The 22,067-nt window shown below is 71.6% G+C and carries 21 protein-coding genes and 2 pseudogenes; 10 read left to right on the top strand and 13 right to left on the bottom strand.

The window, feature by feature from the left end; genetic code table 11:
- Window positions 1-43: 43 nt before the first annotated feature.
- Window positions 44-835 (bottom strand): MOSC domain-containing protein, encoded by a 792-nt coding sequence (locus AC0NH5_RS35645; protein ID WP_474411482.1) that lies wholly within the window; start codon window positions 833-835, stop codon window positions 44-46.
- A 261-nt stretch (window positions 836-1,096) separates the two neighbouring features.
- Here AC0NH5_RS35645 and AC0NH5_RS35650 point away from each other — a divergent pair, with 261 nt between their 5' ends.
- Genes AC0NH5_RS35650 through hutH form a run of 6 tightly spaced genes read left to right on the top strand, consistent with a single transcriptional unit; the run spans window position 1,097 to window position 8,696 of the window.
- Window positions 1,097-1,942: a MurR/RpiR family transcriptional regulator gene (locus tag AC0NH5_RS35650; protein ID WP_474411484.1), complete on the top strand. Its 846-nt coding sequence runs from the start codon at window positions 1,097-1,099 to the stop codon at window positions 1,940-1,942.
- A gap of 11 nt (window positions 1,943-1,953) precedes the next feature.
- On the top strand, window positions 1,954-3,585 hold the full coding sequence (locus tag AC0NH5_RS35655; protein WP_474411486.1) for a urocanate hydratase: 1,632 nt from the start codon (window positions 1,954-1,956) through the stop codon (window positions 3,583-3,585).
- On the top strand, window positions 3,582-4,736 hold the full coding sequence (locus AC0NH5_RS35660; RefSeq protein ID WP_474411488.1) for an allantoate amidohydrolase: 1,155 nt from the start codon (window positions 3,582-3,584) through the stop codon (window positions 4,734-4,736). Before AC0NH5_RS35655 ends, AC0NH5_RS35660 begins: the two co-directional genes overlap by 4 nt.
- Complete coding sequence (locus AC0NH5_RS35665) at window positions 4,733-6,019, top strand: formimidoylglutamate deiminase (protein WP_474411490.1); 1,287 nt, start codon at window positions 4,733-4,735, stop codon at window positions 6,017-6,019. The genes AC0NH5_RS35660 and AC0NH5_RS35665 overlap by 4 nt, the downstream gene beginning before the upstream one ends.
- The gene (gene hutI / locus AC0NH5_RS35670; protein WP_474411492.1) at window positions 6,016-7,164 is read left to right on the top strand and encodes an imidazolonepropionase; all 1,149 of its coding nucleotides are present in this window, start codon (window positions 6,016-6,018) and stop codon (window positions 7,162-7,164) included. Before AC0NH5_RS35665 ends, hutI begins: the two co-directional genes overlap by 4 nt.
- Window positions 7,161-8,696, top strand: coding sequence for a histidine ammonia-lyase (gene hutH, locus AC0NH5_RS35675; protein WP_474411494.1), 1,536 nt, complete (start codon window positions 7,161-7,163; stop codon window positions 8,694-8,696). Before hutI ends, hutH begins: the two co-directional genes overlap by 4 nt.
- Here hutH and AC0NH5_RS35680 read toward each other — a convergent pair.
- The 5 genes from AC0NH5_RS35680 to AC0NH5_RS35700 form a co-directional block, all read right to left on the bottom strand.
- Complete coding sequence (locus AC0NH5_RS35680; protein WP_474411496.1) at window positions 8,689-9,936, bottom strand: ATP-binding protein; 1,248 nt, start codon at window positions 9,934-9,936, stop codon at window positions 8,689-8,691. The two genes, hutH and AC0NH5_RS35680, sit on opposite strands and share 8 nt — an antisense overlap.
- A 61-nt stretch (window positions 9,937-9,997) precedes the next feature.
- Window positions 9,998-10,612 (bottom strand): RdgB/HAM1 family non-canonical purine NTP pyrophosphatase, encoded by a 615-nt coding sequence (gene rdgB / locus AC0NH5_RS35685; protein WP_474411498.1) that lies wholly within the window; start codon window positions 10,610-10,612, stop codon window positions 9,998-10,000.
- On the bottom strand, window positions 10,609-11,337 hold the full coding sequence (gene rph / locus AC0NH5_RS35690) for a ribonuclease PH (RefSeq protein ID WP_474411500.1): 729 nt from the start codon (window positions 11,335-11,337) through the stop codon (window positions 10,609-10,611). Before rph ends, rdgB begins: the two co-directional genes overlap by 4 nt.
- 10 nt (window positions 11,338-11,347) lie before the next feature.
- On the bottom strand, window positions 11,348-12,550 hold the full coding sequence (locus AC0NH5_RS35695) for a glycosyltransferase (RefSeq protein ID WP_474411502.1): 1,203 nt from the start codon (window positions 12,548-12,550) through the stop codon (window positions 11,348-11,350).
- 65 nt (window positions 12,551-12,615) lie between these two features.
- Entirely contained in the window at window positions 12,616-13,362 is a 747-nt protein-coding gene (locus tag AC0NH5_RS35700) for an MBL fold metallo-hydrolase (protein WP_474411504.1), read from the bottom strand.
- A gap of 273 nt (window positions 13,363-13,635) precedes the next feature.
- On the opposite strand from AC0NH5_RS35700, the gene AC0NH5_RS35705 reads away from it, so the two are divergent.
- Window positions 13,636-14,019, top strand: a complete 384-nt coding sequence (locus AC0NH5_RS35705; protein ID WP_474411506.1) for a hypothetical protein — start codon at window positions 13,636-13,638, stop codon at window positions 14,017-14,019.
- A 99-nt stretch (window positions 14,020-14,118) separates the two neighbouring features.
- Here the strand turns inward: AC0NH5_RS35705 and AC0NH5_RS35710 are convergent, their stop codons facing one another.
- The 5 genes and pseudogenes from AC0NH5_RS35710 to clpS form a co-directional block, all read right to left on the bottom strand.
- Window positions 14,119-15,084: a PLP-dependent cysteine synthase family protein gene (locus AC0NH5_RS35710; RefSeq protein WP_474411508.1), complete on the bottom strand. Its 966-nt coding sequence runs from the start codon at window positions 15,082-15,084 to the stop codon at window positions 14,119-14,121.
- Window positions 15,085-15,089: 5 nt separating this feature from the next.
- Window positions 15,090-15,404 carry a MoaD family protein gene (locus tag AC0NH5_RS35715; protein ID WP_474411510.1) on the bottom strand — a complete coding sequence of 105 codons (315 nt, stop codon included), beginning with the start codon at window positions 15,402-15,404 and terminating at the stop codon, window positions 15,090-15,092.
- 57 nt (window positions 15,405-15,461) lie between these two features.
- A pseudogene (locus AC0NH5_RS35720) lies at window positions 15,462-15,958 on the bottom strand (M67 family metallopeptidase).
- 59 nt (window positions 15,959-16,017) lie between these two features.
- The gene (locus AC0NH5_RS35725; RefSeq protein WP_474411512.1) at window positions 16,018-16,518 is read right to left on the bottom strand and encodes a DUF2017 domain-containing protein; all 501 of its coding nucleotides are present in this window, start codon (window positions 16,516-16,518) and stop codon (window positions 16,018-16,020) included.
- 20 nt (window positions 16,519-16,538) lie between these two features.
- Entirely contained in the window at window positions 16,539-16,829 is a 291-nt protein-coding gene (gene clpS, locus AC0NH5_RS35730) for an ATP-dependent Clp protease adapter ClpS (protein ID WP_474411514.1), read from the bottom strand.
- A 119-nt stretch (window positions 16,830-16,948) separates the two neighbouring features.
- On the opposite strand from clpS, the gene AC0NH5_RS35735 reads away from it, so the two are divergent.
- The 3 genes from AC0NH5_RS35735 (at window position 16,949) to AC0NH5_RS35745 (ending at window position 19,567) form a co-directional block, all read left to right on the top strand.
- On the top strand, window positions 16,949-18,235 hold the full coding sequence (locus AC0NH5_RS35735) for a nicotinate phosphoribosyltransferase (protein WP_474411516.1): 1,287 nt from the start codon (window positions 16,949-16,951) through the stop codon (window positions 18,233-18,235).
- A gap of 10 nt (window positions 18,236-18,245) precedes the next feature.
- Window positions 18,246-18,824, top strand: a complete 579-nt coding sequence (locus AC0NH5_RS35740) for an isochorismatase family protein (RefSeq protein ID WP_474411517.1) — start codon at window positions 18,246-18,248, stop codon at window positions 18,822-18,824.
- An 83-nt stretch (window positions 18,825-18,907) separates the two neighbouring features.
- Complete coding sequence (locus AC0NH5_RS35745; protein ID WP_474411519.1) at window positions 18,908-19,567, top strand: GNAT family N-acetyltransferase; 660 nt, start codon at window positions 18,908-18,910, stop codon at window positions 19,565-19,567.
- Window positions 19,568-20,129: 562 nt separating this feature from the next.
- Here the strand turns inward: AC0NH5_RS35745 and AC0NH5_RS35750 are convergent.
- Window positions 20,130-21,329 (bottom strand): annotated as a pseudogene (locus AC0NH5_RS35750) (MFS transporter); the annotation flags it as partial.
- Between the two features lie 273 nt (window positions 21,330-21,602).
- The coding region (locus tag AC0NH5_RS35755; RefSeq protein WP_474411521.1) for a cbb3-type cytochrome c oxidase subunit I at window positions 21,603-22,067 on the bottom strand (465 nt) is incomplete at its 5' end.

A 22,067-nucleotide genomic window follows, 5' to 3' on the forward strand; every position in this document is an offset into this window, starting at 1 on the left:
CTGGTCGTCGTGCCGGGTGCGGGGCAACTCCCCTAAGACTCCGCTAAGACGAAATCACCGCGAGAGTGTCACCCACCCGGAGGGTGCCGGGGTGGTCCGGGATCAGATTGACCCCGAAAAGCAGCTTCTGGCCGATGTTCCGATGCTGCCCGAGGACCTTCAGCGGCTGCCGCCCCGCCTCCCCGGTCTCCTGATCGATCGTGGTCACCCGGCAGCGATCGCAGGGACTCGCGACGCGCAGGGTGAGGTCGCCGATGCGCAGTCGCTTGCCGATCCAGTCGTCCTCGGCCCAGGCCGGGGCGCCATCGACCACGATGTTGGGGCGGAACCGGTGCATGGGCACGGGCTCGTCGCCGCCCTCGACAAGCCAGTCGTTGACCGCGTCGAGCGAGGCGGTGTTGGCGAGCAGCACCGGATGGCCGTCGGCGAAGCTGACCCAGCCGCCGGCCGCGACCGGCCGGCTGACCGGGTCGGCCTGCCAGGCGAGCCGGGCGTCCCGGCCGAGGAACGCGCTGATCCAGTCACTCTCGGCGAGCCGCGCGGGATAGGCGGGCTTGTTCCGGAACACCTTCACGTCGATCTTCGGGCCGTCGGCGGGCTCATCGATGTCGAGGTCGGGGCGACCGGGCGCGCTGAGGCGCAGGCCGCCGGGGCGGGGCCGGGCGGTGAGCTGGGTGAGGCGGGAGGTCTCACGCTGGGTGATTCCGACGCCGTCGGCGTCGACGACGATCCAGCGGCGGTCGCCGGCCAGGCCGCGGGGTTCGAGCTGCGCTTCGTCGTGGTCCAGGCGATGACAACCCTTGATCGGGTACGTGTGGAGCCCGGTGATCCGCATGCCCTCAGCCTAGGAGGGCGGTGCGCGGCCGGCCGGCCCGTTCGGGGCGTTGGAGCCGCGAACGTGGGTGGTCCTGGTGGATGGAGGCGGGTGACGGTTCCACGATGCATGTTCGTCCGGAGCCGGACGGCTCCCTTCCAAAGGTGGTCGGAGCCGCATCGCGTGCCTCGACAGGATTCCGATGACGACTACGGCTGAATGCCCGGCGCCGTCAGCACGTCGACCTAGCTTTCTGAAAATTTTTATGCATAAGCTGGCTGCGTGAATGGCGAAGTGATCAAGACGGCGGAGCGGGTGCTTGATCTCTTTCAGGGGGCGCGCCTCACGCCGACGCAGCGGCGGATCGCGCACAGCCTGGTGGAGCATGCGGCGAAGGCCGCATATCTGTCGGCGGCGGAGGTCGCGGAGCTGGCCGGGGTCAGCCAGCCCTCGGTCACCCGGTTCGCGATGGCGCTGGGCTACTCCGGCTATCCGGCGCTGCGCCGGGAGCTGCGGTCGCTGACCGCGAGTGGGCCGGCCGAGTCGGCCGGCCAGAACGCGATGCAGCGTGCGGTGCACGCCGAGACGGAGCATCTGCGGCGGCTGGGTGAGGATCTTCAAGATCTTGGTGCGGTACGCGCGGCGGCGCACCTGCTGGCCGGCAGCCGGCCGCTTCCGGTGCTCGGGCTGCGGGCCGCCGCGCCGCTGGCGGCGTACTTCGGCTATTTCGCCGCGAAGGTGTTCCCGGACGTGCGGGTGCTCGACGGTGGGGGCACCGGCCTGCTGGACAGGCTCGATCAGGCCCGCGCGGCCGGCGCCGGTGCGATGCTGGCCATCGTGTTGCCCCGCTATCCGCGGGAGGCTGTGGACGTGGTCCGGGAGGCGAAGCAGGCCGGTCTCGCGATGGTGGCGATCACCGATTCGGCGGTGAGCCCGGTGGCCGAGTGGGCCGATGTGACGCTGCCCGCGGTGGTCGGCACCCAGCTGGTGTTCGACCTGCACACCGGGCCGATGGCGATGGCCATGGTGCTGTTGCAGGCGATGTGCGACGCGGCGCCGGAGCCGGTGCAGCGCCGTCTGGAGGAGTTCGAGGCCACCGCGTCGCGGCGGCACATCTTCATGGCGTGAAGGGGACGACGATGTCGGAGATTCGCGCGGCGCGCGGTACGTCGTACACCGCGAAGGGCTGGCCGCAGGAGGCCGCCAAGCGGATGCTGATGAACAACCTCGATCCGGAGGTGGCCGAGCGGCCGGCGGATCTGGTGGTCTACGGCGGCACCGGCCGGGCCGCCCGCGACTGGCCGTCGTTCCATGCGATCGTGCGCGAGCTCGACGAGCTGGCCGGGGATGAGACGCTGCTGGTGCAGTCCGGCCGGCCGGTCGGCGTGCTGCGCACCCACGAGTGGGCGCCGCGGGTGCTGATCGCCAACTCGAACCTGGTCGGGGACTGGGCGACGTGGCCGGAGTTCCGGCGCCTGGAGCAGCTCGGCCTGACCATGTACGGCCAGATGACCGCCGGCTCGTGGATCTACATCGGCACTCAGGGCATCCTGCAGGGCACTTATGAGACGTTCGCCGCGGTGGCCGCGAAGCGGTTCGGCGGCACGCTGGCGGGGACGCTGACGCTGACCGGCGGCTGCGGCGGGATGGGCGGCGCGCAGCCGCTCGCGGTGACCATGAACGGCGGCGTCTGCCTGGTCGTCGACGTGGACCGGTCGCGTCTGCAACGGCGGGTGGACAACCGCTATCTCGACGTGATCGCCGACGATCTCGACCAGGCCGTGGCGATGGCTGCCGCCGCGCGGACGGCGAAGGTGGCGAAGTCGATCGGTGTCGTGGCCAACGCGGCCGCCGTCTTCCCGGAGCTGCTGGGCAGGGGCGTCGAGATCGACATCGTGACCGATCAGACCAGCGCGCACGACCCGCTCAGCTACGTCCCGGTAGGCGTGGACCCGGCCGGCGCCGCGGAGTACGCGCGGACCAAGCCGGAGGAGTTCACCGACCGGGCGCGCGACAGCATGGCGAAGCAGGTGGCCGCCATGGTCGGTTTCCTGGACGCCGGCGCGGAGGTCTTCGACTACGGGAACTCGATCCGCGGCGAGGCGAAGCTCGCCGGCTACGAGCGGGCCTTCGACTTCCCCGGGTTCGTCCCGGCGTACATCCGCCCGTTGTTCGCCGAGGGCAAGGGCCCGTTCCGCTGGGCCGCGCTGTCCGGCGACCCGGCCGACATCGCCGCCACCGACCGGGCGGTGCTCGACCTGTTCCCGCAGGACGCGCATCTGGCCCGCTGGATCCGGATGGCCGGCGAGCGGGTCGCCTTCCAGGGGCTGCCGGCCCGGATCTGCTGGCTGGGACACGGGGAGCGGGACAGGGCCGGTGTCCGCTTCAACGAGATGGTGGCGAGCGGGGAGCTGTCCGCGCCGATCGTGATCGGACGGGATCACCTGGACTCGGGATCGGTGGCCTCGCCGTACCGGGAGACCGAGGCCATGCTGGACGGCTCCGACGCGATCGCCGACTGGCCGCTGCTCAACGCGCTGGTGAACACCGCGTCCGGGGCGAGCTGGGTGTCGATCCACCACGGTGGCGGGGTCGGGATCGGCCGCAGCATCCACGCCGGGCAGGTGTGCGTGGCCGACGGCACCGTGCTGGCCGGACAGAAGATCGAGCGGGTGCTCAGCAACGACCCGGCGACGGGGGTGCTGCGCCACGTCGACGCCGGTTACGAGTCGCGATCCGCCGCGGGCCTGCGCATCCCGATGAACCGATGACCACTTTCGGAAAGCTGTGGGCGGAGATCGCGCCGATCGGCCGAGCCGGCAGCGGCGGTTACCTGCGGTACGCGCTGACCCCTCCCGAGCTGACGCTGCGCGACTGGTTCGCTGCTCAGGCCGCGCGAAGGGACATGCGGGTCACCGCCGACGGCAACGGGAACCTCTTCGCGTGGCGGGACGAACCGTGGGCGCCCGGGACGGTGCTGTCCGGTTCACATTTCGACTCCGTCCCGCACGGCGGTGGATATGACGGGCCGCTCGGGATCGTCAGCGCCTTCCTCGCCGTCGACCGCCTGCCCCGGGAGCGCAAGGTCGCCGTCGCCGCGTTCGCCGAGGAGGAGGGTGCCCGCTTCGGGGTGCCCTGCCTCGGGTCGCGGCTGCTGACCGGTGTGCTGGACCCGGACCGCGCGGCCGCGCTGACCGACCGGGACGGCGTCACGTTCGGCGCGGCGCTGGGCGGCCGGCCCGCCGGGGCGGTCAAGGAGCTCGAGCAGATCGCGGCCGTCGTCGAGTTGCACATCGAGCAGGGCCGGGCCCTGGACACACCGGTCGGGGTGGCCAGCGCGATCTGGCCGCACGGCCGCTGGCGGCTGGACTTCACCGGGGTCGGCGACCATGCCGGCACCACGCTGATGACCGACCGGCGCGACCCGATGCTGACGTTCGCGTTCGCCGTGCTCGCCGCGTACAAGGAGGCCCGCCTGGCCGGCGCGCACGCCACGATGGCCAGGGTGCTGGTGGAGCCGAACGCCACCAACGCCATCCCGTCGCTGGTGCGCGGCTGGCTGGACGCCCGGGCCGCGGACACCGCGACCCTGGACCAGCTGGTCGACTCGCTGGCGCAGAAGGTGGTCGAGCGGGCCGGCCGGGACGGCACCGAGGTCACGATGACCGCCGAGTCGGTGACCGGCGAGGTCGCCTTCGACGCCGGGCTGGCCGGGCGTCTCGCGGCGCTGCTGGGCGGCGCGCCGATCCTGCCGACCGGCGCCGGGCACGACGCCGGGGTGCTCTCCGCGCACGTGCCGACCGCGATGCTGTTCGTGCGGAACCCGACCGGGGTGTCGCACTCCCCCGCCGAGCACGCCACCGACGCCGACTGCGAAGCCGGTGTGGAGGCGCTGGCCACGGTGCTGGAGGAGCTGACGTGAGATATTTCGCGGAGCATGCCTGGGTCGGCGACCGGGTCGAACGCGACGTGCTGATCGAGGTCGACGGCGACCGGTTCGCCGCGGTCACGCCGGGCGCCCCGGCCGGCGGCGAGCGGCTGCCCGGCCTGGTGCTGCCCGGCCTGGCGAACGCGCACTCGCACGCCTTCCACCGGGCGCTGCGCGGGCGCACCCACGGCGGGCAGGGCAGCTTCTGGACCTGGCGGGAGCAGATGTACGCGGTCGCCGCCCGGCTGGAGCCGGACAGCTATCTCGCGCTCGCCCGGGCCGTCTACGCCGAGATGGCCCTGGCCGGGATCACCTGCGTCGGCGAGTTCCACTATCTGCACCACGCCGCCGGCGGCGCCCGGTACGCCGACCCGAACGCGATGGGTGTGGCCCTGGTCGAGGCGGCCGCCGAGGCCGGCATCCGGATCACCCTGCTGGACACGCTCTATCTGACCGCCGGCGTGGACGGCACCCCGCTGCGGGGCGTGCAGGAACGGTTCGGCGACGGCGACGCGGACCGCTGGGCCGAGCGGGTGGCCGGGCTGGCTGCCGGGCCGCACGCCCTGATCGGTGCGGCGATCCATTCGGTACGCGCGGTGCCCGCCGCCCAGCTCTCCTCGCCGGCCGGGCGCGCGCCGCTGCATGTCCACCTCTCCGAGCAGCCGGCCGAGAACGAGCAGTGCCGCGCTGTGCACGGCTGCACGCCCACCGAGCTGCTCGACCGGCACGGCATCCTCGGGCCGGGCACCACCGCGGTGCACGCCACCCATCTCACCGACGGCGACGTGAAGCTGCTCGGTGACAGCGGCGCCGGGGTCTGCCTGTGCCCCACCACCGAACGCGACCTGGCCGACGGCATCGGGCCGGCCCGCCGGCTGGCCGACGCCGGCACGCGGTTGAGCCTGGGCAGCGACAGCCACGCCGTCGTCGACATGTTCGAGGAGGTCCGCGGGCTGGAGATGAACGAGCGGCTGGCCAGCCGGAGCCGTGGCCGGTTCCGGCTGCCGGAACTCGTTGCCGCCGCCGCCGGCCACGCCGCGCTGGGCTGGGACGACGCCGGCGCGATCGCCCCCGGGCGGCGAGCCGATCTGGTATCGGTGAGCCTGACGAGCGTACGCACCGCCGGTGCCGTGGCTGACCAGGCGTTCCTGGCGGCCACGGCGGCGGACGTCACGCACGTCGTCAGCGGCGGGCGGACGATCGTCGCCGACGGCCGGCACACGAGCATCGATGTGCCGCACGCCCTGGCCCACACGATCGGAGCTGTTGTCTCATGAGCCTCGTCGTCACCAACATCGGTGAGCTGCTCACCAACGACCCGGAGCTGGGCATCCGGCACGACGCCGCGGTGGTGGTGGACGGCGACCGGATCGTCTGGGTCGGCGCCGCCACCGCGGCGCCCGCGGCCGACCTGCGGCTGGACGCCGACGGCGCGGCGGTGCTGCCGGGCTTCGTGGACAGCCACGCGCACCTGATCTTCGCCGGGGACCGGGCGGCCGAGTTCGGTGCGCGGATGGCCGGCCGGCCGTACACCGGCGGCGGGATCCGGACCACGGTGGCCGCCACCCGCGCCGCGAGCGACGAGGAGCTGCGCCGCAACGCGCGGCGCCTGGTCGGCGAGGCGCTGCGGCAGGGCACCACCACGATCGAGATCAAGTCGGGGTACGGCCTGAGCGTCCCGGACGAGGTCAGAGCGCTGCGGCTGGCCGGTGAGCTGACCGGCGAGACCACGTTCCTCGGCGCCCACGTGGTGCCCGCCGAATACGCGGACCGCCCCGACGACTACGTCGACCTGGTCACCGGCGAGATGCTGGACGCCGTTCACGCGTACGCGAAATGGGTCGATGTCTTCTGTGAGCGCGGCGCGTTCGACGGTGACCAGGCTCGTGCGGTCCTGACGGCCGGCGCCGAGCGGGGCCTGGGCCTACGGGTGCACGCCAACCAGCTCGGGCCCGGCCCCGGGGTGCGGCTGGCGGTGGAGCTGGGCGCCGCGAGCGCCGACCACTGCACCCACCTCGACGACGCCGACGTGGACGCGCTGGCGGGCTCGGACACGGTGGCCACCCTGCTGCCCGGCGCCGAGTTCTCCACCCGGTCGCCCTATCCGGACGCCCGCCGGCTGCTGGACGCCGGCGTGACCGTGGCGCTCGCGACCGACTGCAACCCCGGTTCGTCGTACACCAGCTCGATGCCGTTCTGCGTCGCCCTGGCCGTACGAGAAACGGGTCTGACCCCGGCCGAAGCCGTCGCGGCAGCCACCGCCGGGGGCGCCGCGGCCCTGCGCCGCACCGACCTGGGCCGGATCTCCCCCGGCGCCCGCGCCGACCTGATCGTGCTCGACGCCCCGTCCCACCTGCATCTGGCCTACCGGCCGGGTGTTCCCCTGATCCGCCACGTCCTGCAGCACGGAGCACCGCGATGATCGTCACCGTCCAGCCCACCGGCATCACCCCCGCCGATCTGCTCGCCGTCGCCCGCCGTGACGCCCGGGTCGAGCTCGCCCCCGCCGCCGTCGAGGCGATGGCCGTCAGCCGCGCGATCGTCGACGACATCGAGTCGTCCGGGCGGCCGGTCTACGGCGTCTCCACCGGTTTCGGGGCGCTCGCCAACACCTCGATCGCGCCGCAGCGCCGCGCCGAGCTGCAGCACGCGCTGATCCGCTCGCACGCCGCCGGGATCGGCGCGCCGATGCCGCGCGAGGTGGTCCGGGCGATGATGCTGCTGCGGGTGCGGTCCCTCGCGCTGGGCCGGTCCGGGGTGCGCCCGGCGCTCGCCCAGGGCCTGGCCGACCTGCTCAACCAGGACATCACGCCGTGGGTGCCGGAGCACGGCTCGCTGGGCGCCTCCGGTGACCTGGCGCCGCTCGCCCACTGCGCGATCGTGCTGCTCGGCGAGGGCTGGGTGCTGGGCAAGGACGGCGCCCGGATCACCGCCGCCGAGGCCCTGCACCGCGCCGGGCTGCGGCCGCTCGGCCTGGCCGCCAAGGAGGGCCTGGCCCTGATCAACGGCACCGACGGGATGCTCGGCATGCTCCTGCTGGCCGTCGCCGACGCCGCGCACCTGTTCACCATGGCCGACGTCACCGCGGCGCTGGCCATCGAGGCGATGCTCGGCTCGGAACGGCCGTTCCTGCCCGAGCTGCACAGCATTCGGCCGCACCCCGGGCAGGCCGCGTCCGCCGGCAACATCCACCGGCTCCTCCAGCACTCGTCGATCATGGACTCGCACCGGGACGACCTGGCGCACGCGGTGCAGGACGCGTACTCGATGCGCTGCGCCCCGCAGGTGGCCGGCGCGGCCCGGGACACGCTCGACTTCGTCCGGACGGTGTGCTCCCGGGAGTTGGTCTCGGTGGTCGACAATCCGGTGGTGCTGCTGGACGGGCGGGTGGAGTCGACCGGCAACTTCCACGGAGCGCCGCTCGGGTTCGTGGCCGATTATCTGGCGATCGCCGCCGCCGAGGTGGGTGCGATCGCCGAGCGGCGGGTGGACCGGCTGCTGGACGTGACCCGCTCCCGGGACCTGCCGCCGTTCCTGTCGCCGGACGCGGGGGTGAACTCGGGGTTGATGATCGCCCAGTACACGGCGGCCGGGATCGTGGCCGAGAACCGGAGGCTCGCGTCGCCGGCGTCGGTGGACTCGCTGCCGACCAGCGGCATGCAGGAGGACCACGTGTCGATGGGGTGGGCGGCCACCAAGAAGCTGCGGACCGTCCTGGACAACTTGACCAGCCTGCTCGCGGTGGAGCTGCTGGCGGCGGTCCGCGGCTTGCAGCTGCGGTCGCCGCTGATCCCGTCGCCGGCCGGGCGGGCCGCGGTGGCGGCGGTCGCGCCGTTCGCCGGCGGGCCGGGGCCCGACGTGTTCCTGGCGCCGGTGCTGGAGCAGGCGCGCGCGGTGGTCGCGGGGCCGGCGCTACGAACCGAGATCGAGGCGGCGGTGGGACCGCTCAGCTGATCTCCCACAGTGCGCTGACCGGCATCGCTCGCATCTTCTCCCCGAAGGGGAGCGTGCTGGTTCCGGTGTAGAGCACGATCCCGGCGATCAGGTCGTCCCCGAGCCGGTCCGCGAGCCGCCGCAGACCGCGGAAGTCGTCGGACCGGACCGTGGAGGACGCCTTCACCTCGACGGCGACGACCTGGCGCCGCCGGTTCTCCAGGATGACGTCGACCTCGACCTTGTGCTGGTCACGGTAGTGAAAGAGATCGACGAGCTGGTCCGACCAGGTGACCTGACGAGCCAGCTCGGAGATCACGAAGCTTTCCAGCAGCGGACCGAAGGGCTGCCCCGGCCGCAGCAGCTGGTGCGGGTCGACGCCCATCTGCTGGGCGGCCACCCCGGAGTCGACGAAGATCAGTTTCGGGGCGTGGGTGACCCGGCTGCCGAGGTTCCGGGACCATCCCGGGATCCGTTTGACGAGGAAGACCTCCTCGAGCAACTGCAGGTAACGCGCCACGGTGGGGCGGCTCAGGCCCAGCTCGGACTCCAGCCCGCCGGCCGCGATGAGGGTGGCCGAGCGGGCCGCCAGCAGGCGCACCAGCCCGCGCAGCTGCGGCGCCCGCTCGATCCGGACGAGTTCCTGCACGTCACGGTCGATGAGCGCCTGCACATAACTCTCCAGGAACCGGCCCCGCCGCCGCAGGTCCGCCCGGAACACCGCTTCCGGGAGGCCGCCGCGCACGATGCGTGCCGCGTAGCCCGCACGATCGACAGTGGACTCGTGCCGCAACTGCGGTCCCTGGGCGAACACCGCGTCGATGAAGCCGTCGGGAGTGCCGTCGATCTCGCCCTGGGAGAACGGCCACAGCTCCACGGTCTCCATCCGGCCCGGCAGAGCGTCCGGGGCGCCGCGGAGGCCGAAGAGACGGGAGGAGCCGGTGAGCAGGAACCGGCCGGGGCGGGGATCCTCGTCGACAGCCACCTTGATGGCCAGCAGGAGATCGGGGACCTGCTGGATCTCGTCGATGACCATCAGCTCGCCGAACGACACGAAGCCCGTGGGATCGGCCAGCGCAGCCGCCCGGTCCGGCTCCCGGTCCAGGTCGCGGCGCTCGGCCGACCGGCTGCCGGCCAGCACCCGGACCAGGGTGCTCTTGCCGGACTGGCGGGCGCCGTTGATCAGCACGACGCGGGTGTCCGCAAGAGCTGCCGCAACGGCTCTCTCGGCACGGCGCGGGATCAGGTCGGACGCGGGCACCGCACCACGATAGCGTGCTGATCTTTTCGATCCGCGAGCCTTGAACTTTCGATCCGCGAGCTTACTTCGGAAGCTCCTTGGCGATGACCTTGGACAGCTCGCGGAACGCCTTGCCGCGGTGGCTGATCGCATCCTTCTCCGCCGGGCTCAGCTCGGCGTTGGTCCGGTCCTGGCCGTCGCCCACGAAGATCGGGTCATAGCCGAAGCCGCCCGCACCGCGCCGGGCCCGCAACAGGCGGCCGGTCTGCCGGCCCTCGACCAGATGCTCCCGGCCGTTCGGCAGGACCAGCGCGGCCGCGCAGACGAAGGCGCCGCCGCGCTGAGCGTCGGAGACGTCGCTGATCTGGGCCAGCAGGAGGTCGAGGTTGGCCTGGTCGTCGCCGTGCCGGCCGGACCAGCGGGCGCTGAACACGCCGGGCATGCCGTTCAGCGCGTCGACCGCGATGCCGGAGTCGTCGGCCACTGTCGGCAGGCCGGTGCGCCGGGCGCCCTCGCGGGCCTTGATCAGCGCGTTCTCGCCGAACGTCAGGCCGGTCTCGGGGACGTCGGGGTAGTCCGGGAAGTCGCCCAGCCCGGCCAGCTCGACCTGCTGACGGCCGAGCGCGGCGTCCAGGATGCGCTGCAGCTCGGCGAGCTTCTTCTTGTTGCCGGTCGCGAGCAGGAGCCGGGCGCTCATGCGGTGAGGGCCTTCTGCTGGGCCGCGGCCAGCTCCACGCAGCCGAGGACGCCGAGGTCGAGCATCGCGTCCAGCTGCGCCCGCCGGAACACGCCGTTCTCGCCGGTGCCCTGGACCTCGACGAAGTCGCCGGTGCCGGTGCACACCACGTTCATGTCGACCTCGGCGGTGACGTCCTCGTCGTAGTTCAGGTCGAGTCGCGGCTCGCCGGCGATGATGCCGACGCTGACGGCCTGGATGGAGGTGTGCAGCACCTTCTCCACCTTGCCGGCGAGTGACTTGCGGTCGGCCAGCCAGCTCACCGCGTCGTGCAGCGCCACGTAGGCACCGGTGATGGCCGCGGTGCGGGTGCCGCCGTCGGCCTGCAGCACGTCACAGTCCAGCACGATCGAGTTCTCCCCGAGCGCCTTCAGATCGATGCAGGCCCGCAGGCTGCGGCCGATCAGCCGGGAGATCTCCTGGGTCCGCCCGCCGACCTTGCCCTTGACGCTCTCCCGGTCACCACGGGTGTTCGTGGCACGGGGCAGCATCGCGTACTCCGCGGTCACCCAGCCGAGCCCGGAGCCCTTGCGCCACCGCGGCACCCCCTCGGTGACGCTCGCGGTGCAGAGCACCCGGGTGTTGCCGAACTCCACCAGCACCGAGCCTTCGGGGTGGATGCTCCAGTGCCGGGTCAGCGTCACCGGTCGCAGCTGGTCGGCCGTCCGGCCGTCGGGTCGCGCCATGCCCCCAACCCTATGCGTAGCGTGTCGCGCCCGCTTCGTCTGCCCCGGGCTTTCGGCTCAACGGAACCGCGGGGCGCAGCAGCGTGGCCCGCGCCGGAACGGCCTGGTGCGCCGGGATCGCGTCGTGTGCCTGGAGGAAGCCCTGGACCGACCGCTGCCAGCTGAAGTTCTCGGCCCGGGCGCGGGCCGCGGCCCGCCGCTCGACACGGGGACGCTCCATCAGGCCGGTGACCGCCTCGGCGAACGCCTCCGCGGTGCCCGGCACGGCCACGCCGGCGTCGCCGACCACCTCGGGAAGCGCGCTCTGCTCGTTCACCACCACCGGGGTGCCGCAGGCCAGCGACTCCAGCGCGGCCAGCCCGAAGGTCTCCACCGGCCCCGGCGAGAGCGTCACGTCGGCGCTGGCGAGCAGGGCCGCCACGGCGGGGCGCTCGCCGATGTGCCCGGCGAACCGGACCGGCAGGCGGGCCGCGCGGTACGCCAGGGCCGTACGCCGGGTGCCGTCACCGGCCATCACCAGGACCGCCGGCACCTTGCCGTTGCGCAGCGCGGCAACCGCGTCGACAGCCAGTTCCGGCCGTTTCGCCGCGGAGAGCCGGCTGGCATACACGACCAGCAACTCGTCGGGCCGCGCGTACCGGGACCGTACGCCGACGTCCATCCGGCTCGGGTGGAACACGTCCAGGTCCACGCCGAGCGGGACCTCGACCAGGTTGGGCACGTCGAGCCGGCGGAACTCGGCGGCCGCGAACGAGGTGGTGCAGACGATCGTGTCGAAGGCCTCCGCGGTCCGCTGGTTGAAGCGGTCCGCGAGGGCGTCGCGTTTCGGCATCCCCCAGACGCCGAGCATGCCGCCGAGACTCTCGTGGGAGACCATCATCGATCGCACACCGCGCTGCCGCGCCCAGTTGCCGGTCCAGCGCAGGGTGGTGCGGTCGGAGACCTCGATCCGGTCCGGCTCCAGGCTGTCCAGCAGCTTGGACAGCTCACGCCGGCCGGCCAGCACGCGGTACCCGCCGGTCCGCGGCAGCGGCGCGCTGGGCAGCGTGATGACCCGGCCCTGTTTGGTCATCTTGTCGGAGTAGCGACGGCCCGGGATGACCAGGATCGCCTCGTGACCGGCCCGTTGATATCCCCGGCCGAGCATCCGGAGCGCGGTGCGTAACCCGCCGGTGTGGACCGTGACGAAGTTGGCGAGGCGAACGATGCGCATGCAACAACTCCAAGATCACGACACGCGGTGCAAATCGGTGCAGCCGATCCCGCCCCCGTACCGGCTCAGAGATCGTATCTGGCCCCGGGGCGGACGACTTCCACCGGTCCCGCGTACGCGGCACAGGCGGCCTCCACAATAGAGGCCTCACTGGCCCAGGCCGGCACGAGATGCGTCAGCAGAAGGCGGCTCACGTCCGCCTTGGTGGCCGCCTCGCCCGCCTCGCCGCCGGTCAGGTGCAGGTCAGGCGGGTTGGGCACGCCGTCGAGGTAACTCGCCTCACAGAGGAACGCGTCAGCGCCGGCAGCCAGCCGCAGCAGCGCCTCGCACGGAGCCGTGTCCGACGAGTACGCCAGCACCCGGCCGTTGTGCTCGATCCGCACACCGTACGTCTCGACGGGGTGGTTGACCCGGTCCACGGTGACGGTCAGCGGGCCGATCGGGAAGGTGCCGGGCTGCAGCCCGTAGAAGGTGTAGACGTCGTCGACCGGCTCGCCCTCGGTGCTGTACGCCGCGGCGATCCGCTCGGCGGCGCCCAGTGGGGCGTAGACCGGCACCGGCGGGAGCGGGCCGGCCGGATCGTACCGCCGGACCACCACGTAGGTGCAGGCGTCCATCATGTGGTCACAGTGCAGGTGGGTGAGAAGGATCGCATCGACCCGGCGCATGTCGGAGTAGCGCTGCAGTGCGGAGAGCGAGCCCGACCCGAAATCGATCAGCAGCCGGTACCCCTCGGCCTCGACCAGGTACGCCGAACACGCCGACTCGGGGCCGGGGAAACTTCCGGCACAACCGAGGACGGTTAGTCGCATGCGGGTCCCTCTGGCTCACATGGGGTCGAACAACACCGGGTCGTCCACGTCCCGCCGAACCGGTCCGCGCCGGCCATCGCAGACCAGTCAATCACGCAGCGAAGCGTACGCCCCGACCAGCGCTTGGCGTAAACAACTGATCGATTTGTCGCAAAATCGACAACGTACATCACAGCCGCCGTGACCTCGGTCATTACTGATTTCGCCGTCACGCCGAGTGACCTGTCTGCGTTGCACAGGGTAAGAAGCAGAAGGTCATTTGATGGAGGCGACGTGACCGCGGTCGAACAGGCCCGCACTACCCGTGGCACCGAGCCGCAAAACCAGTCCGTTCTGCCGTGGACCAGTGAGGAAACCGCGCTGCGCTTCCCGGCGCCGGACGATCCGGCCCCCGGAGCACGGCGGATGGTCGGGATGTCGCTGTGCGGCGCCGCGCTCGGCCTGACCGGAGTGAGCGTCGGCCTGTACGCGGTCGTGGCGGTCTTCGGCGGGGCCCCCGGCTGGTACCTGCCGGTTCTCGGTCTGCTGACGCTGCTCAGCGTGGTGCCCGCGGCGACCGCCTTCCTCGCCATCCACCAGCGCAGGCTGCCGTGGATGCTGATGCTGGCGGCCACGCCGCCGATGGTGGCCGCGGCGATGGTGGCGTTCTCCTACTAGGGTCTGTCCCGCGGGACAGACCCCAGCGGCCGGGTTCGCTTTACGGCGACCCGGCTCGCTTTCCGGCCGCCCATCAGATGAGACGGCCGGCTCGCGCCGTCACGCCCAGAGCTGCCCTTCGAGGGCCTCTTCGGCGTCGTTCAGGGTGCCGCCGTACGCACCGGTCGACAGGTACTTCCAGCCGCCGTCGCAGATCACGAACGCCACGTCGGCCCGCTTGCCCGCCTTGACCGCCTCGTGCGCCACGGCGAGCGCCGCGTGCAGGATCGCGCCGCTGGAGAAGCCCGCGAAGATGCCCTCGACCTCGACCAGCTGCCGGGTACGCAGAACCGCGTCCCGCGTCCCGACCGAGAACCGCCGGTCGAGCACGGAGGCGTCGTACAGCTCGGGCACGTAACCCTCGTCGATGTTGCGCAGCCCGTAGACCAGCTCGCCGTACCGCGGCTCGGCGGCGACGATCTGGATGCCCTCGACCTTCTCCTTGAGGAACCGCCCGGTGCCCATCAGCGTGCCGGTGGTCCCCAGCCCCGCCACGAAATGCGTGATCGTGGGCAGGTCGTGCAGCAGCTCGGGACCGGTGGTCTCGAAGTGGGCGCGGGCGTTCGCCGGGTTGCCGTACTGGAACAGCATCTTCCAGTCGGGATGCTCGGCGGCGATCTGCTTCGCGGTCGCCACAGCCTGGTTCGAGCCGCCCGCGGCCGGCGAAAAGATGATCTCCGCTCCGTACATCCGGAGAAGTTGGATGCGCTCGGCCGACACGTTCTCCGGCATCACGCAGACCAGCCGGTAACCCCGCAGCTTCGCCACCATGGCCAGCGCGATGCCGGTGTTGCCGCTGGTCGGTTCCAGGATGGTGTCGCCGGGGCGCAGATGCCCCGACTCCTCGGCCTCGCGCACCATGAACAGCGCCGCGCGGTCCTTGATGCTGCCGGTCGGGTTGCGGTCCTCGAGCTTGGCCCACAGCCGCACCGGCGGCGCCCCGTCGGGCACCGCCGGGGAGAGCCGGGGCAGGCCGACCAGCGGCGTGCCCCCGCATGCGTCCAGCAGGCTCTCATAACGAGCCATGAGGGTTAGACCCCCAAGAGGGCGGCAGCTGCCGCGAAGCCGAGGGCGCCGCCGGCCACCGCCGGCAGGATGGTGATCGAGTCGCCGTCGTTGAGCTTCGCGTCCAGCGCACCGAGGAAACGGACGTCCTCGTCGTTGACGTAGATGTTCACGAAGCGGTGCAGGCCGCCCTCGGGGGTGATCAGCCGGCCCTTGAGGCCGTTGTGCTTGGCGTCGAGGTCGTCGATCAGGGCGGTGAGCGTGTCGCCGGCACCCTCGACGACCTTGGCGCCGCCGGTGTAGTTGCGCAGGATGGTGGGAACGCGGACTTCGATAGCCATGACTGTCATGCTCCTAGAGACGTCGAACGGGAAAAGGCAGGGGTCGGTCGGCCGGTGTCAGCGACAGCGACACTCGTAGAAGACCGACGCCGGGCTCTGCCCGAACATGTACGACTGCACGGAGGTGGAAATCACGCCTTCACCGTCGCATCCACGATGTTGACCTCTTCTTCGGTCACCACACCGTCCACGATACGGAACGACCGGATCTCGTCGGAATCCGGCTCGCGGGTCGAGACGAGCAGATAATGCGCGTTCGGCTCGCCGGCGAACGAGATGTCGGTCCGCGACGGGAACGCCTCGGTGGCGGTGTGCGAGTGATAGATGACCACCGGCTCCTCGTCGAGGTCGTCCATCTCGCGCCAGACCCGCAACTGCTCCATCGAGTCGAACTCGTAGAACGTCATCGACCGGGCCGCGTTGTCCATCGGGATGTGCCGGGACGGCACGTCACTGCCGATCGGGCCGGCGATGACGCCACAGGCCTCGTCCGGGTGGTCCCGGCGGGCGTGGGCGACGATCGCGTCGACGATCGCACGGTCGATGGTCAGCACGCCGTTCACATTACCGTGAGATTTCCGTGCCTCCAGCGTGGCAGTGCCCACACCGGGCGTTACTTGATCTCCGGCAGCGCGTTCAGCAGCGACTCCTGGAGATAGCCCAGGTACGCGTACACCGAGAGCTGGAAGACCCGGCTCGATCCGGGATCGGTGAGGACCGCCTCGTCCAGTTCGTCGGCCAGATCGGTGTCCGCCTGGATGTCCAGCCGGGTGCCCATGGCGAGCCGGGCGTCGTTGATCGCCCGCAGCCAGGCCTCGGCGGCCTCGCCGTCCAGGCGCACCTCACCCTCGCCCTCGTCGGGCAGCGCCGCCAGGATCGCACCGGCCTGGTCGATCTTGCTGGTCTTCAGGTCGCCCTCGGTGTAGAGGCGGAACTCCTCGGAGTCCTCCGGCCGATCCGGGTAGATGTCCGGGAACAGCCGCGACACGACCGGATCGGTGTGATCCATGCCGTCGGTCAGCAGGCCGACCACCTCAGCGGCCACCTTGCGCAGAACACGCACCTCGTCGTGCGCGAACGTGGCCACACAATGGCCGCCGCTGCGTCGGAACATGCTATTCCCCACCCGCTTTGTCAGGCCCGGTCCACAGTTGCCCAGAGACCGTATCCGTGCAGTTGGTTGGCGTCCATCTCCATGCGCTCCCGGGCGCCGGTGGAAACCACCGCCTTGCCCTTGGTGTGCACGTCCATCATCAGCAACTCGGCCTTTTCCTTGCTGTAGCCGAAGAGCTTCTGGAAGACCCACGTCACGTACGACATGAGATTGACCGGATCGTCCCAGACGATGGTCACCCACGGCCGGTCCGCGGCCGGTACTTCCTCGATCTCCGGCGTCTCGACGGGAGCAACCTGAGGCAACGCCATGCCCCCCATGGTGCCACCGGATTCGGCGAACCGGTGAATCGAGGCACCGAACCGCTGGTCAGCAGCCGTTCAGTGGACCGTGGCCCGCATCCGGGCGGCGAGCGCAATAGGCTAGGCGCGTGGAGACGATCGCGCCGGCCCTCATGACGGACCACTACGAGCTGACCATGATCAGCGCCGCGCTGAAGGACGGCACCGCGGACCGGCGATGCGTCTTCGAGGTCTTCGCCCGCCGGCTGCCCACCGGGCGGCGGTACGGGGTGGTCGCCGGCACCGGCCGCCTGATCGAGATGATCCGGGACTTCCGGTTCGAGCCCGGCGAGATCGAGTTCCTGCGCTCGTCCGGCGTGGTCGACGAGACCACCGCGGCCTGGCTGGCGAACTACCGTTTCACCGGCGACGTCGACGGCTACCTCGAGGGCGAGCTGTTCTTCCCCGGTTCACCGATCCTCACCATCTCCGGTGGCTTCGCCGAGTGCGTGGTGCTGGAGACGCTGATCCTGTCGGTGCTCAACCACGACAGCGCGATCGCCGCGGCGGCCGCCCGGATGGTCACCGCCGCACGAGGCCGGCCGATCATCGAGATGGGCTCGCGGCGCACCCACGAGCAGGCCGCGGTGGCGGCGGCGCGGGCGGCGTACCTGGCCGGTTTCGCCTCCACCTCCAACCTGGCGGCGGGCCGGGCCTTCGGCATCCCCACCACGGGCACCTCGGCGCACGCGTTCACGCTGCTGCACGACGACGAGCCGACCGCTTTCGGGTCACAGGTGGCGGCCCTGGGCAAGAACACCACGTTGCTCGTCGACACGTACGACATCAGCCAGGGCATCCGCAACGCGATCGCGGTCGCCGGGCCCGACCTGCGCGCCGTCCGCATCGACTCCGGCGACCTGTCGGTCCTGGCCCAGCAGTCCCGCGAGCTGCTCGACTCCCTCGGCGCCACCGAGACGAAGATCATCGTCTCCGGCGACATGGACGAGTACTCGATCGCCACCCTCGCCGCCGAACCGGTCGACATGTACGGCGCCGGCACCGCGGTGGTCACCGGCTCCGGCGCGCCCACCGCCGGCCTGGTCTACAAGCTGGTCGAGGTGGACGGGCGCCCGGTGGTCAAACGCTCGGAGAACAAGGGCACCGTCGGCGGCCGCAAGACCGCGGTGCGCCGGCACAAGCCCACCGGCACCGCCACCGAGGAGATCATCTACTCCCAGGGTGTCCCCGACCACCAGGCCAACGACCGCATGCTGCAGCACGGCTGGATCGCCGACGGCGAGGTGCTCCCGGCGCCGACACTCGCCGAGTCCCGCGACCACCTGCGGCAATGCCTGATCTCCATCCCGTGGGAGGGCCTCAAGCTCTCCGCCGGCGATCCCGCCATCCCCGTCGTCATCGTTCCCACCACCTAGGGGTGTTCGCATGTCCCGCGCGTTGATCATCGTCGACGTCCAGAACGACTTCTGCGAAGGCGGCTCACTGGCAGTCGCCGGCGGCGCGGCAGTCGCCAAGGGCATCTCGCTGGTGCTGGCCAAAGCCGGCGACCGGTGGGAGCACGTCGTCGCCACGAAGGACTACCACATCGATCCGGGTTCGCACTTCAGCGCGCAGCCCGACTTCGTCGACTCCTGGCCGCAGCACTGCGTGGTCGGCACGACCGGCGCCGACTTCCACCCCGAGCTGGTCACCGACCGGATCGAGGCGGTCTTCCACAAGGGCGCCCACCAGGCTGCCTACTCCGGCTTCGAGGGCCACACCGAGACAGGCGAAACCCTCGCCGACTGGCTGCGGGACAAGGGAGTCACGGAGGTCGAGGTCGTGGGCATCGCGACAGACCATTGCGTACGCGCAACCGCGCTCGACGCCGCCGCCGAAGGCTTCGCCACCACCGTGCTGCTGGAACTGACCGCCGGCGTGGCCCGGGCCACGACCGACGCCGCCCTGGAACAGCTCCGCGCCGCCTCCGTCGTCACCACCGGCGAGCCCGTCGTCGACGCCTGACCCCGCCGAACGCCGGACCGCGCGACTCACCGTCCACCCCGCGCGGGGCGGTCCGTACCGACCGGATCTGGAATTCTGACCCGATGTCGCAACTCGCCGATGTCTGGCCGCCCTTCGGAATCCGGATCCGCACGCCCCGCCTCGAGCTGCGCCTACCCCGCGAGGAGGAACTGCCCGGTCTCGCCCGGCTGGCCGCCGACGGCATGCACCAGCCCGGCGAACGGCCGTTCCTCACCACCTGGACCGACGGCACCCCCGAGGAACGGGCCCGCGGCGTGCTGACCGGCCACTGGACCAGCCTCGCCGACTGGACCCCGGCCAAGTGGCAGCTCCCTCTCGGCGTCTACCGCACCACCGACGACGCCGGCACGCCGATCGGAGTGGTCGCGCTGGTGGGGCGCGACTTCGCGGTGACCCGGCAGGTCACCACCTGGTCGTGGCTGGGTCTGCCGCATCAGGGTCAGGGTTACGGCACCGAGGCCCGCGCCGCCCTGCTCACCCTCGCCTTCGACCACCTCGGCGCCGAGCACGCCCGCACCGACGTCTTCCAGGACAATCACGCCTCACAGGGCGTGTCGCGCAAGCTGGGTTACGAACACGACGGCATCTCGATCGACGCCCGGGGCGACGAGGCCCTGATCTCCGACCGTCTCCGCCTCACCCGCGAGAAGTGGCTCGAGCTGAACCACCCGCCCGCCACCGTCGACGGCCTTCTCCCCTGCCTCCCCCTCTTCGGTCTCTGACCTCGCACCCGACCCGATCTTGGACGATTGGCGACCGAAAGCGGCGGTCAATCGCTCAAGGTCCGGACGTACCCGAGCTGATCACGTCGTCCGGCACGGCGTCACGCCCACCTACGCCGGGGCCGGCGCCCTTCCGCGCGACTGCACCCGGGCCAGCGGCCTCACGCGCAGCCGCACCGAGCCCAGCGGCCTCGCGCGCGACCGGGTCGAGCTCAGCGGCCTCGCGGGCAGCTGCACCAGGCTCAGCGGCCTCGCGCGTGACCGGGTCGAGCTCAGCGGCCTCGCGGGCAGCTGCACCAGGCTCAGCGGCCTTGGACACGACTGCACCGGGCTCAACGGCCTCACGCGCGGCTGCGCCAAGGTCAGCGGCATCGCGCGAAGCTGCGCCGGGGACGGCGGGGTCGTGGGTGGCCACCGTGGGTCCGGTGGCCGAAGCGGGTCCGGTGGCCGAAGCAGGTCCGGTGGCCGAAGCAGGTCCGGTGGCCGAAGCAGGTCCGGTGGCCGAAGCGGATCCGGTGGCCTCAGCGGATCCGGTGGCGACGGTGGATCCGGTGGCGACAGTGGGTTCGGTGACAGGAGTGGGCGGGGAGAGGTCGCGGCGGCGGCGGAGTTCGGCGGGGAGGACGAAGAGGGCGACCACGACGCCCACCGCGCCCACGGCCACGAAGCCCCACGCCGGGCCGAACCTGTCGATGGCCAGGCCGGCGAGCGGGCCGCCCAGAGCCACACCGACGGTGAGCGCGGAGTTGTGCATGCCCATCGCCTCGCCGCGGGCGGCGGCCGGGATCATGCGGCTGATGGCGTCGGAGCTGGCAGTGATCGTGGGGGCGCAGAGGGCGCCGGCCGGGATCAGCAGGAGGGCGAGCAACCACCAGTGGTCGCCGCCGAGGCCGACCGGGATCGTGAGCAGGGCCATCGGGGCGAAGAGGGCCAGGGCGGGCACGCCGCGCCGGAGGGTGCCGTAGGCGAAGCCGCCGATCAGCGAGAACAGCGCCCACAGGGACAGGACCGCGCCGGTCCACTCGATCTGGCCGGAGTCGCGCAGCACGGCGACCACGGCGACGTCGGTGCCGGAAAGAACCAGGGTGGCGGCCATCGTGACGGCCAGGATCGCGACGAAACGCGGCTTGAGCCAGCTGCGCCGGGAGACGCGCTCGCCGCTCTCCACCGGCTTCTCGTGTGCGGCGCGGACCGGCGGGTTGAGCAGCCAGAGGCCGATGCCGGCCAGCAGGATGCCGACGGCCAGCGTCATCATGGCGACGCGGGAGCCGGCAGTGGTGGCGATCAGCACACCGAGCGCGGGACCCGCCATGAACGACATCTCGGTGGTGATCGAATCGAGGGCGAAGGCGGGCAGCCGATGCGACTCGGGGGTCAGCGCGGCGATCGACTGCCGGGCCACCGAGAAGGCGGGCAGGGCCAGGAAACCGCCGACCACGGCGACCGGCAGCAGGGCCCAGTAGGGCAGCGACTGGGCCACGAGCCAGTAGACGACCTCGGCGATCGTGGTGAGCACCAGCACCGGCCGCAGCCCGCGCCGGTCGATCAGGCGGCCCATCACCGGAGCGCCGAACGAGCCACCGAGAGTCGCCGCGGCGCCGATCAGACCCGCCGCGCCGTAACCCCGGCCGAGCTCGGTGACGACGTGCAGGGTGAGCACCACCGTGGCCGCCGCGATCGGGATGCGGGCGAGCGTGGCCACCACCAGCAACGAGGGAATCTTCGGTAACGCGAGCGTTTCCCGGTAAGGCGTGAGCAACATGTCGATCCTGACCTCCGCGGCCCATCCTGCCGTGGAGGTACGACATAAATCCAACGAGTTCCGCCACCACCAGCGGTGACGCCCGACTCAGTGCCGAACGCACGACGCGGCCAGGCATGGGGCGACGCGGGCAGGCGGGGTTGGCGCGGCCAGGCGGGGTGGCGCGGACCCGCGGGTTAGCGCGGGCAGGCGGGGTGGCGCGGACCCGCGCCAAGCGAAGCGGCCCGCACTCCCGAGGGAGTGCGGGCCGCCGCGGCATTTCAGATCGTCTTACTACTTGTCCCGGTCGGTGGCGACGTCTTCCTGGTATCGCGCTCCCCCGTCGGACTCGCTGCTCAGCGGCCGGGCACCGCCCTCCGGCGGGCCGGCGATGGTCTGGCCGGCGGCGAGTTCCGGGAACTTCAGGTCGAAGGCCGGGCGCTCGGAGCGGATCCGCGGCATCCGGTCGAAGTTGCGCAGCGGCGGCGGCGTCGTGGTGGCCCACTCCAGCGAGTTGCCGTGGCCCCACGGGTCGTCGGCCGTGACGACCTTGCCGACCTTGTACGACTTCCACACGTTGTAGATGAACGGCAGGGTCGACAGGCCCAGCACGAACGATCCGACCGTGGAGAAGGTGTTCAGAAAGGTGAAGTCGTCGCTGGGCAGGTAGTCCACGTACCGCCGGGGCATGCCCTTGGTGCCGAGCCAGTGCTGCACGAGGAACGTGCTGTGGAAGCCGATCATCGTGAGCCAGAAGTG

This window comes from Actinoplanes sp. 13 (genome assembly GCF_056134165.1).

Excerpts from the sequence above, each read along its gene's own strand:
- AC0NH5_RS35745 (WP_474411519.1), top strand. The coding sequence starts at position 18,908 with ATGTCGCAACTCGCCGATGTCTGGCCGCCCTTCGGAATCCGGATCCGC.
- hutH (WP_474411494.1), top strand. The coding sequence starts at position 7,161 with ATGATCGTCACCGTCCAGCCCACCGGCATCACCCCCGCCGATCTGCTC.
- rph (WP_474411500.1), bottom strand. The coding sequence starts at position 11,337 with ATGGCGCGACCCGACGGCCGGACGGCCGACCAGCTGCGACCGGTGACG.
- AC0NH5_RS35740 (WP_474411517.1), top strand. The coding sequence starts at position 18,246 with ATGTCCCGCGCGTTGATCATCGTCGACGTCCAGAACGACTTCTGCGAA.
- AC0NH5_RS35725 (WP_474411512.1), bottom strand. The coding sequence starts at position 16,518 with ATGTTCCGACGCAGCGGCGGCCATTGTGTGGCCACGTTCGCGCACGAC.
- hutI (WP_474411492.1), top strand. The coding sequence starts at position 6,016 with ATGAGCCTCGTCGTCACCAACATCGGTGAGCTGCTCACCAACGACCCG.
- AC0NH5_RS35655 (WP_474411486.1), top strand. The coding sequence starts at position 1,954 with ATGTCGGAGATTCGCGCGGCGCGCGGTACGTCGTACACCGCGAAGGGC.
- AC0NH5_RS35660 (WP_474411488.1), top strand. The coding sequence starts at position 3,582 with ATGACCACTTTCGGAAAGCTGTGGGCGGAGATCGCGCCGATCGGCCGA.
- AC0NH5_RS35710 (WP_474411508.1), bottom strand. The coding sequence starts at position 15,084 with ATGGCTCGTTATGAGAGCCTGCTGGACGCATGCGGGGGCACGCCGCTG.
- clpS (WP_474411514.1), bottom strand. The coding sequence starts at position 16,829 with ATGGCGTTGCCTCAGGTTGCTCCCGTCGAGACGCCGGAGATCGAGGAA.
- AC0NH5_RS35695 (WP_474411502.1), bottom strand. The coding sequence starts at position 12,550 with ATGCGCATCGTTCGCCTCGCCAACTTCGTCACGGTCCACACCGGCGGG.
- AC0NH5_RS35715 (WP_474411510.1), bottom strand. The coding sequence starts at position 15,404 with ATGGCTATCGAAGTCCGCGTTCCCACCATCCTGCGCAACTACACCGGC.
- AC0NH5_RS35700 (WP_474411504.1), bottom strand. The coding sequence starts at position 13,362 with ATGCGACTAACCGTCCTCGGTTGTGCCGGAAGTTTCCCCGGCCCCGAG.
- rdgB (WP_474411498.1), bottom strand. The coding sequence starts at position 10,612 with ATGAGCGCCCGGCTCCTGCTCGCGACCGGCAACAAGAAGAAGCTCGCC.
- AC0NH5_RS35645 (WP_474411482.1), bottom strand. The coding sequence starts at position 835 with ATGCGGATCACCGGGCTCCACACGTACCCGATCAAGGGTTGTCATCGC.